Below are 21,237 nucleotides of genomic sequence, written 5' to 3'. Positions count from 1 at the left end.
CTCACCCCATCCCAAGCTTTTTTAATGATTCACGCAGCTCTCGGCAATTGCGCTGCGGAGGAAGGTTCCTGACGAATTCATTTTTTTCTGATTCAAACAGCTGAAAGTGAATCGATTGGTCGGTAATATAATTCAGATCCAGCTCCTCAGCCAGCGGGTAAAACGGATAAAAATGGTTGACCCTCCAAAAGAACCGGGCATCCCCGATCCTGTAAAACGCCGGGCTTTCATCCCAATAGGAGCCAAATTTCTCCTTTACCTTCTCAAGCACAGAATACCTGTGCATCACCGAGCAATGGTCGATGGCGCACGGCGCGTTCCACGTCACGTGAACGGCCGGCCTGATAGTTTCTTTTACAATGTCGCGATCCTCGTTTAAGTGATAGGTTTTGGAGGCTGAGTAAATCACAGCCTTTTCAGGATGATCATCGAGCTCCTTCACCATTTTTAAGAGCCGGTCCGGCATATAGACGTTGTCATCCGTCGCATAGGTGATATATTCACCCTTGGCCATCTCAATCGCCTGATTGATCAGCGCCGCGTATCTTGTTTTTTCCGTTCTTTCCTTTACTTCAGATACATCGCTTTGATAAAAACGCACTCGGTTATCATTCAAAAAAGGACGGATTACATTTAGCGTCTCTTCATTGGAGTTGTCATCCATAATAAACAATTCAAAATCGGAAAACGTTTGTGAAAGTATGCTGGAAATGGACTTTGCCACATAATCGCTTTTGTTATAACTCGTCATAATGACTGATACTTTCGGCAAATCCTACACCTCCTTCTTGAAACTTCACACCTGAAACTAACGTTATCTTATGTTGCTTATGCGCAAGTTGCGCTAGGGATACAAACCAATATGCGCGAAAAGTTTGTGTATGCCTACGAAAAACAGCGGCTGCCCAGACGAAAATCTGGCCCGTCCGCTGTTCTTTTTCCGCATATTCCAAGCATCAGCCTCATAAGGTGAAAGAGATAAAAATCGCACCAGCGACTAAGATCGTTTTCCATCGGAGGTGAGTCATCGCGGAGCGTTCATCTATACATCCGGAACTTGTTTTGAATGGTTTTCATAAAAAGGAGGAACGATATGAAACCGAAAAAAAATCAATATCAGCAAATGCAGGGATTTGATAATATGCAGGGATATCAGCCTCAGTACGGCGCCAATCCGTACCCGCAGCAAGGTCAAGGCGCGCAAATGCAGACGATGGGGATGCAGCCAATGATGCCAATGCAGCAAGGGCAGCAAGGATTCGGATTCCCGGGCCAGCAGGGCGGCGGGTTTCAAATTCCATCGGGGCCGACACCGTCGGCGCCCGGACAAAGCATTCCCGGCATGCTGCCTGTTGAGGAATCGTACATTGAGAACATTTTGCGACTGAACAGGGGAAAAACGGCCACCATTTATATGACATTTGAAAACAGCAAGGAATGGGGCTCAAAGATCTTTCGCGGCGTCATCGAGGCTGCGGGACGGGATCACATTATCATCAGCGACCCGAAATCAGGAACTCGCTACCTGCTCCTGACCATCTACCTCGATTACATTACATTTGATGAAGAAATTGCGTATACGTATCCATATTCCATGGCATCCTATTCGCCAAGATAAAGTAAAAGCCAATCACTCATATGATGAGGATTGGCTTTTTTTTATAGATATTTGACGGCTGCGACAATGATCATGATCCAAGAAATAATAAACGCCACACCGCCGAGCGGGGTAATGGCCCCAAGAATGGAGATTTGCGTCAAACTGAGAATATATAAGCTTCCGGAAAACAGCACAATTCCCGCAAACATCAGCCAACCGGCTGTCGTGACACTGCCGATGCCGGATAATTTATCGGCCAGGAAGGCGACAACGAAAAGCCCAAGGGCGTGATACATATGATACTGCACACCTGTGTGCCACACCTGAAGATATTTATCAGGAATTTTCCCTTCTAATCCGTGAGCGCCAAATGCCCCGAGTCCCACAGCAAGCAGGGCGTTAATGGCCCCTAATATGATAAAAACTTTCATCTAGCTCTCCCGCCTTTTCGTTAAACTCATATCCTTTATCTTATCGCACCTATACTAAAATTCAATATTTGTTCTCCGATGACACGAGATTGTCGGATTTTCTCCTGCGCCAAAGCTGGAACTGGTCTGACGCTATTGCAACAAGCGTTCCTAATACAAGCCCGTTGCTTAACAGAGAAATAAATACCGGGTGCAAACCCTTTAAGGCAGTTTCAGGAACAAACATAATGCCGACCCCCGTCAACAGCGAGGTGCCGATCACAGACCGCACCCTTTTCAGTTCCGCTTTCTCATATGAATCAAATTCTGCAAGGGCCAGACCGCCCATCGCGGAAAACACAACAAAGTTTACCGCAAATCCAACGGGTGACGGCAGGCTCGCAAACGCATTCATGAAAAACGGGATCACGCTGATCACAACAACGAAAATACTGCCGAGCATAAACGGTTTTTTAGAAGGCATTTTGGTCGTTTCAATAAAACCCGCTGCTCCCGAAATCGGAACCGGTGCAATGGCTCCCGTCAAACCGCTCAGCAGATGGCTGAATGAGGCGGCAAAACCGGCATGGCGTTCATGATGCCGCCCATCCGGCTGTTTGCCGAATTTTTTTACAGCGATATCCACAACCTTCATGCTCGCCAGCATATTCACGATCAGCAAGATGGTAATAAAAATGGAGGTGATGATAAGACCGCTGTTAAATAAAGGTTTGCCAAAAGGAAACAGGGAGGGCAGCTGAAACAGCCGATCAGGTATTTCCATCGGCTTTGCCGCTCCGGCAGCCGCAAACAGCACCCATCCGCCGAACAGAGCCAATAAAATAGAATATTGCTTAAAAAACGTGATGTTCGAATTTGTCATTATAAAGGCGGCGGCGACTACAACAAGTGCAAGACCAAATACAAGGCCGTCTACACCGTCCTTGCGGTAGCCGATTCCGAGAATTCCTTTTATAATGGGCTGACTCAGCTGCATGACAAGCAGCAATAAATAGACCCCCGTTACAACCGGAGTAAACAAGGCTGCGAGCCGGTCAATGACCTTGAAGATACTTAACAAAAAGAAACATACAGCGCTTACAAGAAGAGCTCCCTGCAAACCGCGCAGTGTGTCCCCGTAAGTTGCAAAAACAGTTCCCGTCAGCCCGCCGTAGATCGTATACACGCCCCACCACAAGCCGGCGGGGCTCTCATTGATCGGCAGTCTGTGGCCTTTCAAACACTGAATGACTGCGGCAATTCCCAATACAAAAAATGTGCTCTGGATCAATCTCGCAGAATCTGAGTGATCCAGATGAAACGACTGGGCAACCGCCACCGGAACAACAATCGCCGCAGCAATGATAAACGCTGTCCATTGCAGCGCGCCAAGAAACAATTTCACGTGCGCTCAACCTTTCTCATTAAAAATCAAATAAAGACTCTCCGTTTCCGTCCTCTTCCTGCTTCTCTTTTTCCTGCTTTCGATAATTTTTTAATCCCGCGCTTCCCATCATTTTTTCCATCATCAACTGGTCTGTCGATGGCGGCGCGGCAGGACTTGGCGTGCTGCTCGGCTGGATGCGGGGCGCGCTCGCGGCCTCCGGCTGATCCAGCACGACGTCACACAAAGAACGGACAACCGCTACCGAGCGCTTCAGCTCCTCATCTAGCTCAGCCGTCTTCGCTTTTTTGAGCTCCTCTTCCATTTTTTGAATCAAAGCAGATATATGAATGTTCATCAAGAACCCTCCAGAATATTTATCGTCTTCCTGCATTTTATCAAATTCCCGCCACAAACGCAGATATGAGTTTGTGATTTTTTCTAACAAACCTTGCGCATTTGACAAGCAGAAGAAATTTTTCACATAATAAATCACCATACTTTACAAAAAAGGAGCGATGGAATGAACAGCATACCCTTTATCGTCAGCAAGCATAAAGCATATTTTGCGGCGGGGCACACGAGACCGCTAGAATCGAGACTGGACCTGTTGCAGAAGCTGAAACAAGCCATCAAAACACATGAAGCTGATCTCACAGCCGCTCTCTATCAAGATCTCAACAAATCCGAACAAGAAGCATACACAACGGAAATCGGAATTGTGTTGGAGGAAATCAGCTTTGTGATGAAACGGCTGGGAAAATGGGCCAAGCCGAAACGAGTCAAAACACCGCTGACCCATCTAGGCTCCAAAAGCATCATCATCCCTGAGCCGTATGGAACCGTTTTAGTGGTTGCGCCATGGAACTATCCCCTGCAGCTGGCGCTTTCTCCCTTGATTGGAGCCATTGCCGCCGGGAACACGGTCGTTCTCAAACCGTCGGAATATACGCCGGCTGTTTCCGCTGTTCTTTCCAACCTCATCAGCAGCGTTTTTCCAAATGATTATGTCGCTATGGCGGAAGGCGGGCCCGACGTCAGCACAGCGTTACTACAGCAGCCCTTCGATTATATTTTCTTCACTGGCAGCGTTGCCGTGGGGAAAATCGTCATGGAGGCTGCGGCCAAACAATTAACACCCGTTACCTTGGAGCTTGGCGGCAAAAGCCCCTGTATTGTCCATAAGGATGCGGACATACAGCTTGCCGCTAAACGCATTGTCTTCGGGAAATTTACGAATGCGGGACAAACCTGCATCGCACCGGATTATTTATTTGTTCACGAAGACATCAAAACAAAGCTCACAGAAGAAATGAAGCGTGCGATCAATGAATTTTACGGCCCTCAGCCCGAACGGAATCCGCAGTACGGCAAAATCGTCAGTGAGCGCCACTATCGGCGGCTGCTCGATTTTCTAAATAATGGCGTCCCGCTCACAGGCGGACAATCTGATTCTGATCACCACAAAATAGCGCCGACGATTCTTGACCAAGTGGAGGATGACTCTCCTGTGATGCAGGAGGAGATTTTCGGGCCGATTCTTCCGCTGTTTACGTACGGCGATATCGATGAAGTCATTGAGAAAGTCCAATCGCGCCCGAAGCCACTCGCCCTGTACGTCTTTACCACAAACAAAGAAATCGAGCGGTCTGTTTTAGAGAATCTGTCGTTTGGCGGAGGCTGTGTCAATGATACGCTAATGCACGTCGCGACACCGTATTTGCCATTCGGCGGCGTCGGAGAAAGCGGTATCGGCAGCTATCACGGATTTGACAGCTTTAACACATTTACGCACAAAAAAAGCGTCGTCAAACAAACGAACCGCTTCGACATCGCTTTTCGTTATCCTTCTTCCAAAAACGGGCTGCGAATGATTCGGAAAATACTCAAATAAAAAAGCGCAGATGATCCGCGCTTTTTACAAATCCTTTATACACCAATCAATCGGCGCTTCTCCCATTTTCTCTAAGCACGCATTCGCCCGGGAAAACGGTCTGCTCCCGAAAAATCCGTTTCTTGCCGAAAACGGGCTGGGATGCGTCGATTCAATGATAAAATGCTTGGACGTGTCGATCCGTTCTTTTTTCATTTGGGCATGCCGGCCCCACAAAATAAAGATTACCGGCTGCTCCCTTTCATTCAACACGTCAATAATCCGGTCCGTCAGCCGCTCCCAGCCTTTCCCTTTATGAGAATTTGCCTGTCCGCGTCTTACCGTCAGCACAGTGTTTAGCAAGAGAACCCCTTGCTTTGCCCAGCTGACAAGCGACCCGTGGTTCGGAATGCTGCACCCGATGTCCTCCTGCAGCTCAAGAAAGATATTTTTTAATGAAGGCGGCTGCTTCACACCCGGCTTTACGGAGAAGCTTAAACCCTGAGCCTGTCCTGGCCCGTGATACGGGTCTTGGCCGAGAATGACCACCTTGACATCATCGAATGGGGTATAATGCAGCGCATTAAAAATATCCCGGCTGTCCGGATAAATCGTTTGCTCCGCGTATTCCCGCTTCAGCATTTCTCTGAGCTCTTGATAATACGGTTTCTCAAACTCTTCTTCCAGCTGATTCCACCAGCTGTCTTCTAAAATCTGTTTCAAGATTCAGGCCTCCCTTACGTACGATGAAGTCTGGAATAGACAGGTTTGCCATCCCAAACGATTTCACTTTTTGCTTCCCGTCTTTTCATCTCAGGCTCTTCAAGCAGGACGGCAAAGTTTTTCGTCGGCAGTTCCCCGAGTCCGTGCTTTTCACTTAAACGATCCAAATATTGTTTCCGCTTGGCGCCAAGGTCCGCGGACTGATTGTCTCCCGCGTCACTGAAGGCATACATCACACTGGCGCAAGGGACACGCTTCACCCGGTAATCCTTCGCCGCGCGCAAATAAAAATCCCAGTCCCAATAATTGTGCACATCAGCATCGAAATAACCGATTTCAGCATGCAGAAAACGTCTGTACATGCTTCCCGACGGCACATATGTAGAGAACACTCTCATATCCTCGTAGTCAGCGGTATAAGCAAACAGCTTCCGCGAAATTGGATATCTTGTTCCGTTTTTCTCTTCAAATGAGACAATCTCCGCATCAGAATGAACGAAATCCGCCGTTTCTATTTCCTTCGCCATTCTCTCCACATGCCCCGGTGTAAAGAAATCATCGTCATCACAAAGCATAATGCAATCGCCAGACGTTTCTTTTACACCGGCATTTCTCGCAGCCACATGCCCCGAGTTCTTTTCTAAATTGATGACAGCAATCGGCAGCTCCGGATACAGTGCTTTGACCGGCACGACCGATTCCCCGGCATCATTCACAATAATGACTTCATAAGGCTTCAAGGTCTGCTGCGAAATCGACTCCAGAAGCTCACACAAAGCCGGAATCCGATTATAGGTCACAATTACGATAGAAATCTTCATGATGCTCTCCTTCACATTTTCATAGTCATGTACTATTAAAACATATATTGGACAGGAGATCAGTGGGAATATCCTACTGAAACAGTAAACTAGAATGATAGAAACAATAATGTGGCACCGATCAATAGCACCAAGATCAGTGCCAGATCTCCAAATACATGAAAGAGATCTTTCAGGCGTACGCTATTCGGAAGGATCAGATGCCACAGCTTAGATTGATAGACCGGAAGCAGCACAAGTGCATAAGAAAGACACAAAAAAGTAAAAGCCGGCGGAACAAAAGCACAGCCTGTATCGTCCCAATTCATCACGATGTCTTTCATACTAGATCCATCCAATAAAAACAAACTTATCATGAAGGCCAGCAGCACAAAGGACCCCAATTGAACATCAAACAGGCGCATTTTCTGGTTATATGCAAACCTGACCGCCCAAAACCAGACATAAGCATATGAACATAACAGCATAAGAATGGCACCGGCTGTAAAGACGACATCAGGCAGCCATCCAAGAAGAAAAACAAAAGGCAAGCTGGCTAACATAGCCAAGAGCATGCAGCCGCCAGTAAACAAAAATACTGCGCCATGAACGAAAAAACCATATAAACAAGAGCTAAGCTTCACGACATACACCTTCCTTACATAGAAATTCTATGCATATACCTAAAAAATCAGGCAAGCTGACGCCTGCCAATATAACAGCCTATTCGGCCGAATAACGGAAATAACAGTGTTGCACAAGCGCAAATTCCGACAAACCAAGGCGTCAGAAAGGATTGAAACAGCGCAGCAGGAATCACATTGAACAGAAATACAAGCATAAAAATGATATTTGGCACTATAGAGATTTGAATCGTTTGTAAAACTAGCTTTTCTCCGCGTTTTCCAAACTCCCTCACCCCTTGATACCCAATCAGCACCCAGTACATGATATATGCAGCTAAGATCAGCCACACAGAAACAGAAATGCCTTTCCATACTGCTTGAACAATAGGCGATTCAAGCCAGACGTGCATCGTCGTAATAGCGATGCCGACAGCGAATAGTGCGCTGTTACAGAAAAGATGGAACACCAAAAACACACGGAACGTTACAGGCTGTTCTTTCTTAAACGAAGAAACAATGTCAGCTGGTGTTCCGAACGTCTGCAATAAAATCTGCATAGCTTCCGCCTCACTCTTCCCTTCCTGAAGAGAGTGGAGCAGATGATGTTCAATATGACTCTCAATCTCTTCTATTATCGTCTCTCCTTCTGGAAGCCCTATAAGTCCATTTTTGATTTCAGACAAATATGTTTCTTTATCCATTCTGCCCGCCCCGCTTCAACATTCGGTCCATCATAGCCGAAAATACGCTCCATTCCTTCGTGCGTTCCGCCAGCACCTCTTTGCCTTCATCTGTAATCCGATAATATTTGCGGTCCGGCCCTTTCTCCTGCTTCTCCCAAAAGGAAGAAATAACCCCTTGGCGTTCAAGCTTGTGAAGAGAAGGATACAAGGTCCCTTCTTTCATCTGCCATTCATTTCCGCTGCGGGTTCCCATTTCTTTTACAAGCTCATAGCCGTACATCGGCCGCTCGTTCAGAAGCGTCAATACCAATATCACAGTGCTGCCCTTCACCAGCTCACGATTTAACATCACAAAACCCCTACCTAGTTTTCTTATGTAGCATTTTACGAAAGCTCTTTAGTATTGTCAAATGATTCCTATAGATCTTCTATATTGTGATACAGAGAAAATCTAACTATAATGAAAGACAAAACATGATGGAGGTTCAAGACATGTCTATGCATAAAGCACTTACCATTGCCGGCTCAGATTCCAGCGGCGGTGCTGGGATTCAAGCTGATTTAAAAACATTTCAAGAGAAAAACGTATACGGGATGACCGCCTTAACAGTGATCGTCGCGATGGACCCGAACAACAGCTGGGACCATCAGGTATTCCCGATCGATACTGATACAATCCGCGCCCAGCTTGCAACGATTACGGACGGCATCGGAGTGGACGCCATGAAAACAGGAATGCTGCCAACCGTTGATATCATCGAGCTTGCGGCAAAAACGATCAAAGAAAAACAATTAAAAAATGTGGTGATTGACCCGGTCATGGTTTGCAAAGGGGCAAATGAAGTCCTTTATCCGGAGCACGCCCAAGCCCTGCGGGAACAATTAGCGCCGCTAGCCACTGTCATTACACCGAATCTGTTTGAAGCCAGCCAGCTCAGCGGCATGGATGAATTAAAAACAGTTGACGATATGATCGAAGCTGCTAAAAAAATTCACGCACTCGGCGCCCAATATGTCGTCATTACAGGCGGAGGCAAACTCAAACACGAAAAAGCCGTTGATGTACTCTATGACGGAGAAACAGCGGAAGTCCTCGAAAGCGAAATGATCGATACGCCTTATACCCATGGCGCAGGCTGTACGTTCTCAGCAGCCGTGACAGCGGAGCTCGCCAAAGGTGCGGAAGTCAAAAAAGCCATCTACACAGCGAAAGAATTCATTACCGCTGCCATTAAAGAATCCTTCCCGCTAAACCAGTATGTCGGACCTACGAAGCATTCTGCGCAGCGTCTGGATAAACAATCATAAACAACATCGGCTGCCTTACTTAGAGGCAGCCTTTTTTATATAACCAATAACTTTTCACAAAAAAAACTGCCGATCCCATCGGCAGCCTGTTTATTTGATTTTTAAATTGTTCGCAGATTTCCTCAAAAATGTTTCTATCGACTGAACAAAAAGTGCGTATTCCTTCATTTGCTCATATGCCCGTGAAAGAATTTCCGCCGTTTCACTGTGCGGTGCGGTCCCGCCAAGCATTTTTTTCAGCTGCAGCAGAACATCCTTATATTCTTCCCGCTTATCTTCAACCTGGTCCGCAGCCTTTTCCAAACATTCCGGTGTTATCTTCTGTTCATGTATATTCAAGAAAACAACTCCTTTTACAGAAAAAAATAGTAGGTTATCGTTGAAGAATAGCACAGATGGCACAGATTTCACATAAGAAAATAGAAGGATTTTCTACATAAGTGTCCAAATTCCGACATTCATTTCAGATTTTCCGGTCGAACTGGCTGTCACGTCATGATTTCCGGGGAAAGGAAAATATCTTGCACTAAAGACCTCTTCTCCATGATTGATAAAGATTTCTATAGATGACGCGTCGATAAACATGTGCACGGTATGCAAATCCTTGATGCGGCAATGTCTCGCTTCTGTTCGTTTTCCGTCGAAGCTCGTTCGCTCCAGCGTAATAACCCCCTCGTTCTGATCAAAGGAGAACGCAGCCGTTCCCCGGATACTGATTGAAAAACCGGACTCTGTCTCAATGTCTTCGATCAAGATCTCAGCTCTTTCAGGGTTTTCAACTGGAAGCGTCCCAGATGATCCATGCATGTTGATTTGTATGTTCTTCTCATTCCTGCGCATGGCTTTCAGCTCAGGCAGCGGCTGCTGAATCAGTTTCTGCCCTGATAGCGTCAGCTGTCTCGGCAGCGTCATACAGTGAATCCAGTGATAGTCAATTGTCGGATGAGATCCTTCATCCTGATCAGGCACCGCCATCCATGCAAACAAAATCCGCCTTCCCTGATCGTCTTCAAGTGTTTGCGGAGCGTAAAAGTCAAAACCTTGATCAAGCTCAATAAAATCGCCATGCTTCAGTTCAGGCTTGTTATAATCAAGACGCCCGACAACATAACCTGATTGATACACGTTCTGATAATGAAAACCGTCTGCCTCAAGACCCTGAGGTGAGACAATCAGCACATCGGACCCCTGAAGAGTAAACAAGTCAGGGCATTCCCACATGTACCCGAAATCGTCCAGCCCATTGAAGCCTGCGCCAGTTACCGGGCCGAGAAATCTCCACTCCGTCAGGTTATCAGAAGCAAACAACACAGCGTGTCCTTGCCTATTCTCCGTTTGCGCGCCAATCACCATATACCATGTGCCTTCATGCTCCCATACTTTCGGATCGCGAAAATGCGGCGTGTATCCTTCTGGAAGGCGGGCGACAACACCTTTCTTCTCAAAGGTCAGCCCGTCATCAGATACAGCAAGGCATTGATATGTTTCTCGGTTCCCCTCCTGATCCCTGACATTTCCAGTGTAAAACAAATAAAGCCGACCGTCTTTCGTGACAGCGCTGCCCGAGTAGCAGCCGTTTTTATCGAACCAATCACTCGGCGCCAGCGCAATCTCTTCCCGCTTCCAATTCACAGCATCCTGACTCGTATAATGGCCCCAGAATTTCGCGCCGTGCCCCGTCTGAAACGGCTGCCACTGAAAAAACACATGAAAGCTGCCCTTCCAATATACAACGCCATTCGGGTCATTCAGCAGCCCAACCGGCGGCATGATATGAAAATGCTGGCGGTGCGGATCACTGTCAGCGATAGGCTCTTTTTTCTCCACTTCTTCATATGCCCGGCGACGAAGCTCCTGATCATGTGATGTCATTTTTTTCTCCCCTCATCCTCATTAATCTTCATAATAAACGCTGCGGTAAACGATGACACTCCCGCTATGGCCATCCCAATCAGATAGTTGATCAAGTTGCCAACGCCAAACGGCGCAGCAATGGCGATCATCGGAATCCCTGTTAACCCGTAAGCGTTTGCAGCAACATGTGTAAAGACGACATACGCACCGCCCAATGCGCCTCCGATCATCGCGGCGATGAATGGCTTACGGTAGCGAAGATTGACTCCGAATATGACTGGCTCAGTAATGCCGAGAAAAGCAGAGAATGCAGCCGGAAGCGCGATTTCTTTTGTCTTTGCCTTTTTCGCCATAAAGAAGACGGCAAGGCCGGCCCCGCCCTGTGCGACATTCGCCATTGACCAGATCGGCAGCAAGTAGTTTTTGCCGATATCAGCAATAAGTCCTGCCTCAATCGCATGGAAACTGTGATGAACGCCTGTCAATACAATAAGTGAATAAGTCCCCCCGAAAACCAGACCCGCGACAAAACCAGCATGATCATATACATACGTTAAAGCAACCGTAATGCCGGAGCCAAGTGCTCTGCCCAAAGGACCAATCGCGATAAAAGCGACAAACCCGGTGACAATCACTGTGACAAATGGGGTAACAAGCAAATCTACCGAATGAGGAACCACTTTTCTTGTCCATTTTTCAATCTTGCTCATGACATAAACCGCCAGCAGGACAGGGATGACAGTCCCCTGATAGCCCAGAAGCGCGATATCAAATCCGAAAAGATGCATAAAATCTGGTGTTGCTTCCGCCAACCCCCAAGGATTCAAAAGCGTCGGATGAATCATGATTCCCCCGATAACCGCTCCCAAGTAAGGGTTGCTGCCAAACTCTTTTGAAGCACTGACCCCGATTAAAATCGGCAAGAAAATAAAGGCTGCGCTTGAAAACATATCAAGCAGCTGCAGCAAAGCAGACTCCTTGCTCATCCAATGAAACGCATTGATCATACCCAGTAAGCCCATTAACAGGCCGCTGGCGACAATAGCCGGAATGATTGGAACAAAAATATTAGAAAGCGTTTTCGCAAATCTCGCAGCGGGATTCAGTTTTTCTTTCGCCGCATCCTGGTGATTTACATGTTCGTCACGCTCGACATCAACTTCCTTCGAAAAAGCATCGTACACCTTATTGACAAGGCCTGTTCCGAAAATGATCTGGTACTGGCCAGAACTGCTGAAAGCGCCTTTGACACCGTCAAGCTCTTCTACTTGTGTTTGATCTATCTTTGATTCATCCTTAATCACTAAACGCAGTCTTGTTGCACAATGAGCCGCGCTGATAATGTTTTCTTTGCCCCCGAGAAGCTCGGTGAGGCGTTTTGCAGTCTCTTTGTAATCCATCTGTTTTTCCCCCTTTTATTTAAACAAAAAAGACCTAAAATTCGCCAACGAATAAAGGACACAGCGATCCTTTTTCATCTACGCAAATTTTAGGTCTTGCCTGCTTTACCAGTCACAATCCCGCTTATTCAGATTGAGAATACGCTTTCATCATAAATCATGACAGCGTTTTCGTCAACTGTTTTTTAGTTAAAAAGTTTGATAAAACATTTAGTCATAAATTCGTTGAATTTAATTGTGAAATACTTCACAATATCATGCTATACTATGCTCAATCATCAAAGAAAGCAGGAAAAGAACATGGAAACTCAAGCATTGCAAAAGGTTGAACAGTACGCTTTAAAAAAACAAAATATATTTATTTCCAGTAAATTCCGTTATTTGCTTAGATCCATTCTGGCCAGCATGTTTATCGGTTTCGGCATTACAGCCGCAAGCAAAACAGGCAGCTATTTCTTCATGGCTGATTCTCCGTTTGCCTTTCCGGCAGCCGCTGTCACATTCGGAGCCGCTATTCTGCTGATTGCTTACGGCGGCGGGGATTTATTTACCGGCAACACCTTTTATTTCACCTATACCGCGCTCCGAAAAAAACTTCGCTGGCGAGACACCCTGCACCTGTGGATGACAAGCTATGCCGGCAATTTAATTGGCGCCATCCTATTTGCTATTCTGATCAGCGCGACAGGACTTTTTGAGGAGGCTTCTGTTCATTCCTTTTTGATTCATCTGGCAGAGCACAAAATGGAGCCGTCAGCTTCCGAACTGTTTTTCAGAGGTATGCTGTGCAATTGGCTTGTGTGCCTCGCCTTTTTCATTCCGATGTCTCTCAAAGGAGAAGGAGCCAAGCTGTTTACCATGATGCTTTTTGTTTTCTGCTTCTTTATTTCAGGTTTTGAGCACAGCATTGCCAATATGTGCACATTCGCCATCGCACTTTTGATCGAGCACCCTGATACAGTGACACTGATGGGAGCGGTCAGAAACTTAATTCCTGTTACGCTCGGAAATCTGACCGCAGGAATAGTGATGATGGGCTGGATGTACTACACGCTCAATCCCGATAAATAAAAAAACTTCCAGAGATCACTCTCTGCAAGTCAAAGCGGTTATTCCGAGAGATCTTGAAGACGCTGGACATGCAGCGTGATATAGCCGGCCTCGGACTCCGGCAAATGTAATTGATATTCACTTTTCAAAAACTCCGCCAGCTCCAGCGCACATTGATAGGCAAATGAATACTTTTTTTGGATGAAATAAAGCATCTCCTCATCCATATGATGGAGCGCTTCATTTGATTCCAACCGACTGACCGCGTATCGCAAATGCGTGACAAGGCGTTGATAGGAAATGCTGTTTTCATCCACCTTTCGATTAAAGTAGTTTTCTATTTTCTCTATCATTTCTTTAATCATGGTCGTATGCTTCAGCGCTGAATACATGCTCTCCGCATCCATCTTCGCCGTATGGATGTGAAGGGCAATATAACCCGCTTCATCTTCAGGCAGAGACACGCCCAATGTCTCTTTTACATGTCTGATTGCCCACAGGCCGACCTCATATTCTTTTTTATAGAGCGCCTTTATCTCATGCAGCAGTTTATTCTGCACAAGCAGCCCATTTTGAACCCTTTCGATCGCAAAGGACAAGTGGTCAGAAAGCGCGATATGAATGTGGTCGCTCAACGGCGCCGCGAGCTCCCCCTCCGCATAGCTGATGATATCCTCAGCGATTTCAATATGCTCCTCCGGCAGCGTTTGCAGGATTTGTTTAAACTTTTCATTCTCGTCGTGCACGACAAAGATCTTTTCCACTTTATTCATAGGGATGAGATCATTTTTCTTTTTTTGAAATGCGATTCCCGGTCCCATCACGATTTTTTCCTGATTATCCTCTTTTATTAAAGCCGCATTGTTGTTTAATACTTTATAGATTTTCAAGAGGCTATCTCTCCCGCCAATTTGCTTTTGACTGGGATTTTACCTCCTTTTGACCGCCATGTAAAGGTGCGGTCCAGCTCTCTCCTGCTTTGGCGATTCCTTGAAGGCTTGCAAACACCTTCTTTTATAAAGCGCGGCGGCTTTCGCTTTCTGCTTTTCTTCGTCATTCACAGCCATCCGCCATTCATAAAACGAAACAAGTCCTGCGGCCTGCACCGCCGCTTTTCTTTGGTATGTACGCTGAGCCGAATAGACCGCAGCAGCCGCAGTTTTTCTGTCCGGCGTCACCCAGTTCATCAAAAAGACCATCCACACCCGTAAAGATACAAGCAAACGTTTCATAGAAAAACATCCCTCCGCTTCTTTTTGGCAGGCAGCCTTTTTAGCAGCCCGTTTTCTCAGCCGCAGCCCGCGGGAAAAGACGGCCGATTTCTTTTCTCGCAAACTAGCGGCTCTAGCAAAACTCATGACTCTATGATAGACCGCGAATAGAGAATTCTTTGTCACAATATGAGTGAAAAAACCAACTAGTTTTTAGAAGTTTTGTTGAAAGCTGAAAGAAATGAAATGAAAATTGGAGAACCGCTTCAAAAACTTTATACACAAGTTATCCCAAAGTTAAGAACAACTTAGTCACAAGAGATATCCACATGTCCACAATCCCTCTCAATATTTTGTATAGGAACATATATTCCCAACTACATATATACACAGGTTTATTCACTTATGCACAGGGTTCTGTGTATAACTCCTCCCTTATACACAATAGAATTTCAATAAATGGTTCATTTGACACAAGGATTTTTTTGAATTTTCAAGAAATATATACTAGGTCTTTAACATTTTTTCTAAAACACAAAGGGGGAAACACATTGAAAAATGGGATTATTCGCTTTCTGCTTCTAAGTTTCATTTTATTTTTCACGTTATCCACAGGTATGACAGGCATACAGGCAGCTCCGGCTTCTTCAAAAACGTCGGCTGATCTGGAAAAAGCCGAGATATTCGGTGACATCGACATGACAACTAGCAAAAAAACAACCGTAATTGTGGAGTTAAAAGAAAAATCCTTGGCAGAGGCGAAGGAAGCAGGTGAAAGCCAAACGAAAAGCAAGCTGAAAACCGCTCGCACCAAAGCAAAAAACAAGGCCATCAAAGCGGTGAAAAACGGAAAAGTAAACCGGGAATATGAGCAGGTATTCTCAGGCTTTTCTATAAAACTCCCAGCTAATGAAATTCCAAAACTTCTCGCGGTAAAAGACGTAAAAGCCGTATACCCAAACGTCACGTATAAAACAGACAATATAAAGGATAAAGACGTCACGATCTCCGAGGACGCCGTATCTCCGCAAATGGATGACAGCGCGCCGTATATCGGAGCAAACGACGCATGGGATTTAGGCTACACAGGAAAAGGCGTCAAGGTGGCGATTATTGATACCGGGGTTGAATACAACCATCCTGACTTGAAGAAAAACTTCGGACAATATAAAGGATACGATTTTGTAGACAATGATTACGATCCAAAAGAAACACCTACGGGCGACCCAAGGGGCGGATCTACTGACCACGGAACACATGTAGCCGGAACTGTTGCCGCAAACGGAACGATTAAAGGGGTTGCGCCTGATGCCACACTTCTTGCTTATCGCGTGTTAGGCCCTGGCGGAAGCGGCACAACAGAAAACGTCATCGCCGGCGTGGAACGTGCAGTACAGGACGGAGCAGATGTGATGAACCTGTCTCTCGGAAACTCTTTAAACAATCCGGACTGGGCGACAAGCACAGCGCTTGACTGGGCCATGTCAGAAGGCGTTGTCGCGGTTACGTCAAACGGCAACAGCGGACCGAACAGCTGGACAGTCGGATCACCGGGCACATCAAGAGAAGCGATTTCTGTCGGTGCGACTCAGCTGCCGCTCAATGAATACGCCGTCACATTCGGCTCCTACTCTTCAGCAAAAGTGATGGGCTATGACAAAGAGAATGACGTTAAAGCGCTCAATAACAAAGAAGTTGAACTTGTCGAAGCCGGAATCGGCGAAGCAAAGGACTTTGAAGGAAAAGATCTGACAGGCAAAGTCGCCGTTGTCAAAAGGGGCAGCATCGCTTTTGTGGATAAAGCAGACAACGCCAAAAAAGCCGGCGCCATCGGCATGGTTGTATATAACAACCTATCTGGTGAAATTGAAGCCAATGTACCTGGCATGTCTGTGCCAACAATCAAACTTTCATTAGAAGACGGTGAAAAACTCATCAGCGCCATGAAAGCAGGCGAGACAAAAGCAACATTCAAGTTGACGGTCTCAAAAGCGCTCGGTGAACAAGTCGCTGATTTCTCATCCCGCGGCCCTGTTATGGATACATGGATGATTAAGCCTGATATTTCCGCACCAGGCGTCAATATCGTCAGCACCATCCCGACACACGATCCTAACAACCCATACGGTTACGGATCAAAACAAGGAACGAGCATGGCATCGCCTCATATTGCCGGAGCGGTTGCCGTTATCAAACAAGCAAAACCGAAATGGAGCGTTGAACAGATTAAAGCCGCCATCATGAATACCGCTGTCACCTTAAAGGACGGCGACGGAGAAGTGTACCCGCATAACGCCCAAGGCGCAGGCAGCGCAAGAATCATGAATGCAATCAAAGCCGACTCCATTGTTTCACCGGGAAGCTATTCATACGGCACATTCTTAAAGGAAAACAAAAACGAGACGAAAAAAGAAACCTTTACAATTGAGAATCAATCTTCCATCAGAAAGTCATACACGCTGGAATACTCATTTAACGGCAGCGGCATTTCCACATCCGGCACTAGCCGCGTTGTGATTCCGGCCCATAAAACCGGAAAAGCTACTGCAAAAGTAAAGGTCAATACAAAGAAAACAAAAGCCGGCACCTATGAAGGAACGGTCATCGTCAGAGAAGGCGGAAAAACCGTCGCTAAGGTGCCTACATTGCTGATCGTCAAAGAGCCGGATTATCCGAGAGTAACATCTGTCTCCGTCAGCGAAGGATCTGTACAAGGCACCTATCAAATTGAAACCTATCTTCCTGCGGGAGCAGAAGAGCTGGCGTTCCTCGTCTATGACAGCAACCTTGATTTTGCAGGCCAAGCCGGCATCTATAAAAATCAAGATAAGGGCTATCGGTACTTTGACTGGGACGGCACGATCAATGGCGGAACCAAGCTTCCGGCCGGAGAATATTACCTGCTCGCCTATGCCGCGAACAAAGGCAAATCAAGCCAGGTTCTGACTGAAGAACCTTTTACCTTGGAATAAGAAGAAGCCCTGCCGAATCGGCGGGGCTTCTTCTTATTCATTCGCAAATGCTTCCTGTAACAAGCGGTAAGAATCAAGCTTATCTTCAAAATGATGCGTTATGGTTACCGCCATGATTTCCTCCGTGCCATACGCTTTACTTAAAGCCAACAGCTGCGCCTTCACCTGTTCTTTCGTGCCGACAATCATTCGATTTCGATTATCAGCAACTCGTCTCTGTTCATACGGAGAATACGTATTTTCCCGGACAGCTTTATACGAAGGAACTCCTTCTAAAGGGATGCCCTGCTCCCCCGCCAAAAGCGTGAAATCAAGCACTGCCGCAAGCTCCTCTGCCTTCTCCTCTGTGTCAGCACAAAGAACAAAAACAGCGACTGCCGCACGAGGCATGTCTCCTAAAACAGACGGCTTGAATCGTCTCTTATACTGTCTGACCGTATCTTCTCCGCCCTCTCCATTGATAAAGTGGGCAAACATATAGCCAGCGCCTGTCTCAGCGGCAAGCAGCGCGCTTTCTCCGGATGAGCCGAGCAGCCACACATCCGGCGCGGTGGAAATATGCGGCGCTGCCGTCAGATTCGGAAAACGGTGTTTGCCATCCGCCAAATCATGCAAATACATAGCCAGCTCCTTGATTTGCTGCGGATACTGATCAGCATTGCGCTTCCCGCCGTCATTCAGCGCCCATGACGCAATCGGCATTCCCCCCGGTGCTCTGCCAAGCCCGAGATCAATTCTTCCCGGTGTCAGCCCCTCCAGCACACGGAAATTCTCAGCTACTTTATAAGCGCTGTAATGCGGTAGCATGACTCCGCCTGAGCCAACACGGATTCGCTTCGTTTTCGCCGCTATATGACTGATCAGCACCTCAGGGCTGGACCCTGCCAACCGCTTTGAAAAGTGATGCTCAGATACCCAGAATCGCTTATATCCAAGATCCTCCGCAGCCTGCGCAAGCTCGACGGTTTGCTTCAACGCCGTTTCAGCAGAACTTCCTTCCGAAACAGGAGATTGATCTAAAATGCTTAATGTCATCATCCTTATCACCTCATCCTAGTGTATCACTGAACCTAAAGCCTTCTCACACTGTTTCATTTTTTTGGTTGAGCGTGTCTATATTTGTCGCATTATGTTACACGTGAAACATAAAAGCCTCTCCGTCAACAACAGAGAGGCTGCGGCATTATTTTTTATTAAAGCCTTTTTCTTTTACATATTCATTTAAGTACGTACGCGGCTTTTGCTTCATAAACTGAAGAATTTGGTCAGACCACGTCTCCACACGCTGGCCTTTTGTTCTTTCCTTATAATAATCAGAAATCGTTTGATCATACTCCTTCAGGTTTTGGCGAAAATTTTCTTCATTTAGGTCATAGGTATTTTCATGATAGACAGCCTGCTTCGGCAATCTCGGCTTTTTGCCTGATGGGTTTGCAGGATGCCCTACTGCTAGGCCAAAGAGCGGAAGCACGTGATCTGGGGTTTGCAACACCTCTGCCACCTTGTCCAGATCATTCCGAATGCCGCCGATATAACAAATGCCTAGTCCCATTGATTCTGCGGCAATGCTCATGTTTTGAGCTGCAAGCGCAGCATCAATTAAACTAACCATAAACAGTTCCGTATTTTCCAGCAGCTCAGAAATATTTTCGCCTTTTTCCTCAGCCAGTTTTTGATGGCGATACAAGTCCGCGCAAAATACAAAAAAGTGCCCGTTCTTCTCAACGTAAGGCTGTGGTCCTGCAAGCACAGACAGCTCGCGTTTCTTCTCAGGATCGGAAACACCGATAATGGAATACGCCTGCACATAGCTGGACGTAGACGCAGCCTGCGCACTTTTCACTAATATATCAATTTCTTCAGCTGTCAAAAGCTGATCAGTAAAAGACCGGATCGACCGATGATTCAAAATGGTTTCGATTGTGTTATTCATCACAAGAACCTCCTTATCTATTTTTTATCATATCCGAAAAAAAGAGAACTCAAAAGCAAAATGCTCTGCAACAAAAAAGACAGCCTCTGCCAAGGCTGTCTGCATATTAAGAATTAAACAGATAACTTCTGTATTTCGTCAGCTGTACACTCGCATTATAAACAATGCCGAAGCAGATTAGCGTGGCAAGCGTCGAGCTTCCCCCGTAACTGACAAACAGCAGCGGAATCCCGGTAACAGGCATAATGCCGATGTTCATACCGATATTCTGGAATGTATGAATGACAATCAACGCCGTATATCCCACGCAAAAGAAAGAAGCGAAGCGGCTATAAGGATGTATCTTATCAATGAGAACGACAAGTCTGTAGATCAAGAAGAAAAACATGATGACGACAATAGCACAGCCTAAAAACCCGAAACTCTCACCTAAAATAGCAAAAATAAAATCGGTCTGTCCCTCTGGTACATACACCTTTAGATTATGAACGCCATTTCCGATGATGCCGCCCGAACCAATTGCCATAACTGCCTGGTCAACCTGCCAGCCGCTATTTGCATCTTCTTGAGTTGTTCCATTTGAATCAGATACCCAAGAGGTAACCCTCTTAATTTGATACTCTTGAATCCCCACTGATTTGGCGACATCAGGGAAATTAATCATGACTAATAATATAAGAGTAATGAATAGAATACCTGCACCGCCAACAATCGCAATCAACTTCCAGTTTATACCAGACATAAAGACCATGACCATCACAATAAACATGCAAACCCCTGCAGTACCGGCATCCTGGAGAAGAATAAGCCCGATTGGCACTACAGAAACACCCGCTATCTTTAATAACAAATAAACATCATCTGTAAGTGATCGGATTTTTTTAGGATTTGCCTTAGAAATTACCGAGGCTACCACCATCATGAGACCAATCTTCATAAACTCTGACGGCTGCAGCGTAACAGAACCAAATTTAAACCAACTTTTCGCACCGTTTTTTTCAGGCGCAATTGACTCAGGGCTCACTCTTAATATCAATAAGAGCAGAATCCCGAATAAGAATACATACAAACTAAGTTTTTCTAACTGCTCAAGATCGAAATAAAGCAATACAAATACAGCGATAGCACCTAATATATAATAGACAATTTGTTTCTTCCAAGCATCGTCCCCATACTGCCCAAACTGGCCGGCAGCATAAATCGCAATTACACTTATAATAAAAAACACACCAAATATAAAAATCAAATCCCCTTGGTAAAAGGGGTTTTGCTGTTTCTTATATCGACTCATTCTATCCCGCCTTACATTTTCATCGGAAAATCACTAATGTTTATTATACATGAACCACGTTCAAGATGACACGTGAAGCTCGCTTCCATTTATGTTTTTTGCGCGCATACACGTCGCTT

General features: G+C 46.1%; 22 protein-coding genes. 5 read left to right on the top strand and 17 right to left on the bottom strand.

Annotated elements, in window-relative coordinates:
* Position 1: 1 nt before the first annotated feature.
* Positions 2–772 (bottom strand): spore coat dTDP-glycosyltransferase SpsA, encoded by a 771-nt coding sequence (gene spsA / locus JMN17_RS08385; protein ID WP_202327892.1) that lies wholly within the window; start codon positions 770–772, stop codon positions 2–4.
* 321 nt (positions 773–1,093) lie between these two features.
* Here spsA and gerQ point away from each other — a divergent pair, with 321 nt between their 5' ends.
* The gene (gerQ, locus tag JMN17_RS08380) at positions 1,094–1,618 is read left to right on the top strand and encodes a spore coat protein GerQ (RefSeq protein WP_087992785.1); all 525 of its coding nucleotides are present in this window, start codon (positions 1,094–1,096) and stop codon (positions 1,616–1,618) included.
* Between the two features lie 41 nt (positions 1,619–1,659).
* Here the strand turns inward: gerQ and JMN17_RS08375 are convergent, their stop codons facing one another.
* From JMN17_RS08375 to JMN17_RS08365, 3 genes are all read right to left on the bottom strand, one after another.
* Positions 1,660–2,031, bottom strand: coding sequence for a DUF423 domain-containing protein (locus JMN17_RS08375; protein ID WP_087992786.1), 372 nt, complete (start codon positions 2,029–2,031; stop codon positions 1,660–1,662).
* Between the two features lie 61 nt (positions 2,032–2,092).
* The gene (locus JMN17_RS08370; RefSeq protein ID WP_202327891.1) at positions 2,093–3,415 is read right to left on the bottom strand and encodes a purine/pyrimidine permease; all 1,323 of its coding nucleotides are present in this window, start codon (positions 3,413–3,415) and stop codon (positions 2,093–2,095) included.
* Positions 3,416–3,434: 19 nt separating this feature from the next.
* On the bottom strand, positions 3,435–3,752 hold the full coding sequence (locus JMN17_RS08365; protein WP_202327890.1) for a YwdI family protein: 318 nt from the start codon (positions 3,750–3,752) through the stop codon (positions 3,435–3,437).
* A gap of 165 nt (positions 3,753–3,917) precedes the next feature.
* Here JMN17_RS08365 and JMN17_RS08360 point away from each other — a divergent pair, with 165 nt between their 5' ends.
* On the top strand, positions 3,918–5,288 hold the full coding sequence (locus JMN17_RS08360) for an aldehyde dehydrogenase (RefSeq protein WP_087992789.1): 1,371 nt from the start codon (positions 3,918–3,920) through the stop codon (positions 5,286–5,288).
* 24 nt (positions 5,289–5,312) lie between these two features.
* Here the strand turns inward: JMN17_RS08360 and JMN17_RS08355 are convergent, their stop codons facing one another.
* From JMN17_RS08355 to JMN17_RS08335, 5 genes are all read right to left on the bottom strand, one after another.
* Positions 5,313–5,990: a uracil-DNA glycosylase gene (locus JMN17_RS08355; protein ID WP_202327889.1), complete on the bottom strand. Its 678-nt coding sequence runs from the start codon at positions 5,988–5,990 to the stop codon at positions 5,313–5,315.
* A gap of 14 nt (positions 5,991–6,004) precedes the next feature.
* Complete coding sequence (locus JMN17_RS08350) at positions 6,005–6,811, bottom strand: glycosyltransferase family 2 protein (protein WP_087992791.1); 807 nt, start codon at positions 6,809–6,811, stop codon at positions 6,005–6,007.
* A gap of 89 nt (positions 6,812–6,900) precedes the next feature.
* A complete protein-coding gene (locus JMN17_RS08345; protein ID WP_087992792.1) occupies positions 6,901–7,434 on the bottom strand; it encodes a hypothetical protein in 534 nt (177 codons plus the stop codon).
* Between the two features lie 47 nt (positions 7,435–7,481).
* A complete protein-coding gene (locus tag JMN17_RS08340) occupies positions 7,482–8,117 on the bottom strand; it encodes a permease prefix domain 1-containing protein (RefSeq protein ID WP_087992793.1) in 636 nt (211 codons plus the stop codon).
* The gene (locus JMN17_RS08335; protein WP_087992794.1) at positions 8,110–8,448 is read right to left on the bottom strand and encodes a PadR family transcriptional regulator; all 339 of its coding nucleotides are present in this window, start codon (positions 8,446–8,448) and stop codon (positions 8,110–8,112) included. Before JMN17_RS08335 ends, JMN17_RS08340 begins: the two co-directional genes overlap by 8 nt.
* 143 nt (positions 8,449–8,591) lie before the next feature.
* Here JMN17_RS08335 and JMN17_RS08330 point away from each other — a divergent pair, with 143 nt between their 5' ends.
* The gene (locus tag JMN17_RS08330) at positions 8,592–9,407 is read left to right on the top strand and encodes a bifunctional hydroxymethylpyrimidine kinase/phosphomethylpyrimidine kinase (RefSeq protein WP_202327888.1); all 816 of its coding nucleotides are present in this window, start codon (positions 8,592–8,594) and stop codon (positions 9,405–9,407) included.
* Positions 9,408–9,497: 90 nt separating this feature from the next.
* Here the strand turns inward: JMN17_RS08330 and JMN17_RS08325 are convergent, their stop codons facing one another.
* The 3 genes from JMN17_RS08325 to scrA all read right to left on the bottom strand — a co-directional run bounded on the left by JMN17_RS08325 (position 9,498) and on the right by scrA (position 12,661).
* The gene (locus tag JMN17_RS08325; protein WP_087992796.1) at positions 9,498–9,746 is read right to left on the bottom strand and encodes a hypothetical protein; all 249 of its coding nucleotides are present in this window, start codon (positions 9,744–9,746) and stop codon (positions 9,498–9,500) included.
* Between the two features lie 93 nt (positions 9,747–9,839).
* Positions 9,840–11,279, bottom strand: a complete 1,440-nt coding sequence (gene sacA, locus JMN17_RS08320) for a sucrose-6-phosphate hydrolase (RefSeq protein WP_087992797.1) — start codon at positions 11,277–11,279, stop codon at positions 9,840–9,842.
* A complete protein-coding gene (gene scrA, locus JMN17_RS08315; protein WP_087992798.1) occupies positions 11,276–12,661 on the bottom strand; it encodes a PTS system sucrose transporter subunit IIBC in 1,386 nt (461 codons plus the stop codon). The genes sacA and scrA overlap by 4 nt, the downstream gene beginning before the upstream one ends.
* Positions 12,662–12,961: 300 nt before the next feature.
* Here scrA and JMN17_RS08310 point away from each other — a divergent pair, with 300 nt between their 5' ends.
* Positions 12,962–13,732, top strand: a complete 771-nt coding sequence (locus JMN17_RS08310; protein ID WP_202327887.1) for a formate/nitrite transporter family protein — start codon at positions 12,962–12,964, stop codon at positions 13,730–13,732.
* 38 nt (positions 13,733–13,770) lie between these two features.
* On the opposite strand, the gene sacT is transcribed toward JMN17_RS08310, so the two are convergent.
* The gene (sacT, locus tag JMN17_RS08305) at positions 13,771–14,601 is read right to left on the bottom strand and encodes a sac operon transcriptional antiterminator SacT (RefSeq protein ID WP_087992800.1); all 831 of its coding nucleotides are present in this window, start codon (positions 14,599–14,601) and stop codon (positions 13,771–13,773) included.
* Positions 14,602–14,640: 39 nt separating this feature from the next.
* Positions 14,641–14,943: a hypothetical protein gene (locus tag JMN17_RS08300; protein ID WP_087992814.1), complete on the bottom strand. Its 303-nt coding sequence runs from the start codon at positions 14,941–14,943 to the stop codon at positions 14,641–14,643.
* A gap of 530 nt (positions 14,944–15,473) precedes the next feature.
* Here JMN17_RS08300 and vpr point away from each other — a divergent pair.
* Positions 15,474–17,894, top strand: a complete 2,421-nt coding sequence (gene vpr / locus JMN17_RS08295) for a serine protease Vpr (RefSeq protein WP_202327886.1) — start codon at positions 15,474–15,476, stop codon at positions 17,892–17,894.
* A gap of 33 nt (positions 17,895–17,927) precedes the next feature.
* On the opposite strand, the gene JMN17_RS08290 is transcribed toward vpr, so the two are convergent.
* From JMN17_RS08290 to JMN17_RS08280, 3 genes are all read right to left on the bottom strand, one after another.
* On the bottom strand, positions 17,928–18,932 hold the full coding sequence (locus JMN17_RS08290) for an LLM class flavin-dependent oxidoreductase (protein WP_087992802.1): 1,005 nt from the start codon (positions 18,930–18,932) through the stop codon (positions 17,928–17,930).
* A gap of 145 nt (positions 18,933–19,077) precedes the next feature.
* Positions 19,078–19,827 carry an oxygen-insensitive NADPH nitroreductase gene (gene nfsA / locus JMN17_RS08285; protein WP_202327885.1) on the bottom strand — a complete coding sequence of 250 codons (750 nt, stop codon included), beginning with the start codon at positions 19,825–19,827 and terminating at the stop codon, positions 19,078–19,080.
* A 106-nt stretch (positions 19,828–19,933) separates the two neighbouring features.
* Positions 19,934–21,118 (bottom strand): FtsW/RodA/SpoVE family cell cycle protein, encoded by a 1,185-nt coding sequence (locus tag JMN17_RS08280; RefSeq protein ID WP_202327884.1) that lies wholly within the window; start codon positions 21,116–21,118, stop codon positions 19,934–19,936.
* Positions 21,119–21,237 lie beyond the last annotated feature (119 nt).

Source organism: Bacillus sp. RHFS10, assembly GCF_016757475.1.
GTDB classification, from domain to species: domain Bacteria; phylum Bacillota; class Bacilli; order Bacillales; family Bacillaceae; genus Bacillus; species Bacillus subtilis_G.
Note: the sequence above shows the minus strand (reverse complement) of the source record. Positions and strands in the feature narration are given on the sequence as shown.

Excerpts from the sequence above, each read along its gene's own strand:
- gerQ (WP_087992785.1), top strand. The coding sequence starts at position 1,094 with ATGAAACCGAAAAAAAATCAATATCAGCAAATGCAGGGATTTGATAAT.
- JMN17_RS08335 (WP_087992794.1), bottom strand. The coding sequence starts at position 8,448 with ATGTTAAATCGTGAGCTGGTGAAGGGCAGCACTGTGATATTGGTATTG.
- JMN17_RS08330 (WP_202327888.1), top strand. The coding sequence starts at position 8,592 with ATGTCTATGCATAAAGCACTTACCATTGCCGGCTCAGATTCCAGCGGC.
- JMN17_RS08300 (WP_087992814.1), bottom strand. The coding sequence starts at position 14,943 with ATGAAACGTTTGCTTGTATCTTTACGGGTGTGGATGGTCTTTTTGATG.
- JMN17_RS08365 (WP_202327890.1), bottom strand. The coding sequence starts at position 3,752 with ATGAACATTCATATATCTGCTTTGATTCAAAAAATGGAAGAGGAGCTC.
- JMN17_RS08310 (WP_202327887.1), top strand. The coding sequence starts at position 12,962 with ATGGAAACTCAAGCATTGCAAAAGGTTGAACAGTACGCTTTAAAAAAA.
- sacA (WP_087992797.1), bottom strand. The coding sequence starts at position 11,279 with ATGACATCACATGATCAGGAGCTTCGTCGCCGGGCATATGAAGAAGTG.
- JMN17_RS08290 (WP_087992802.1), bottom strand. The coding sequence starts at position 18,932 with ATGATGACATTAAGCATTTTAGATCAATCTCCTGTTTCGGAAGGAAGT.
- nfsA (WP_202327885.1), bottom strand. The coding sequence starts at position 19,827 with ATGAATAACACAATCGAAACCATTTTGAATCATCGGTCGATCCGGTCT.
- JMN17_RS08350 (WP_087992791.1), bottom strand. The coding sequence starts at position 6,811 with ATGAAGATTTCTATCGTAATTGTGACCTATAATCGGATTCCGGCTTTG.
- JMN17_RS08340 (WP_087992793.1), bottom strand. The coding sequence starts at position 8,117 with ATGGATAAAGAAACATATTTGTCTGAAATCAAAAATGGACTTATAGGG.
- scrA (WP_087992798.1), bottom strand. The coding sequence starts at position 12,661 with ATGGATTACAAAGAGACTGCAAAACGCCTCACCGAGCTTCTCGGGGGC.
- JMN17_RS08280 (WP_202327884.1), bottom strand. The coding sequence starts at position 21,118 with ATGAGTCGATATAAGAAACAGCAAAACCCCTTTTACCAAGGGGATTTG.
- JMN17_RS08360 (WP_087992789.1), top strand. The coding sequence starts at position 3,918 with ATGAACAGCATACCCTTTATCGTCAGCAAGCATAAAGCATATTTTGCG.
- JMN17_RS08375 (WP_087992786.1), bottom strand. The coding sequence starts at position 2,031 with ATGAAAGTTTTTATCATATTAGGGGCCATTAACGCCCTGCTTGCTGTG.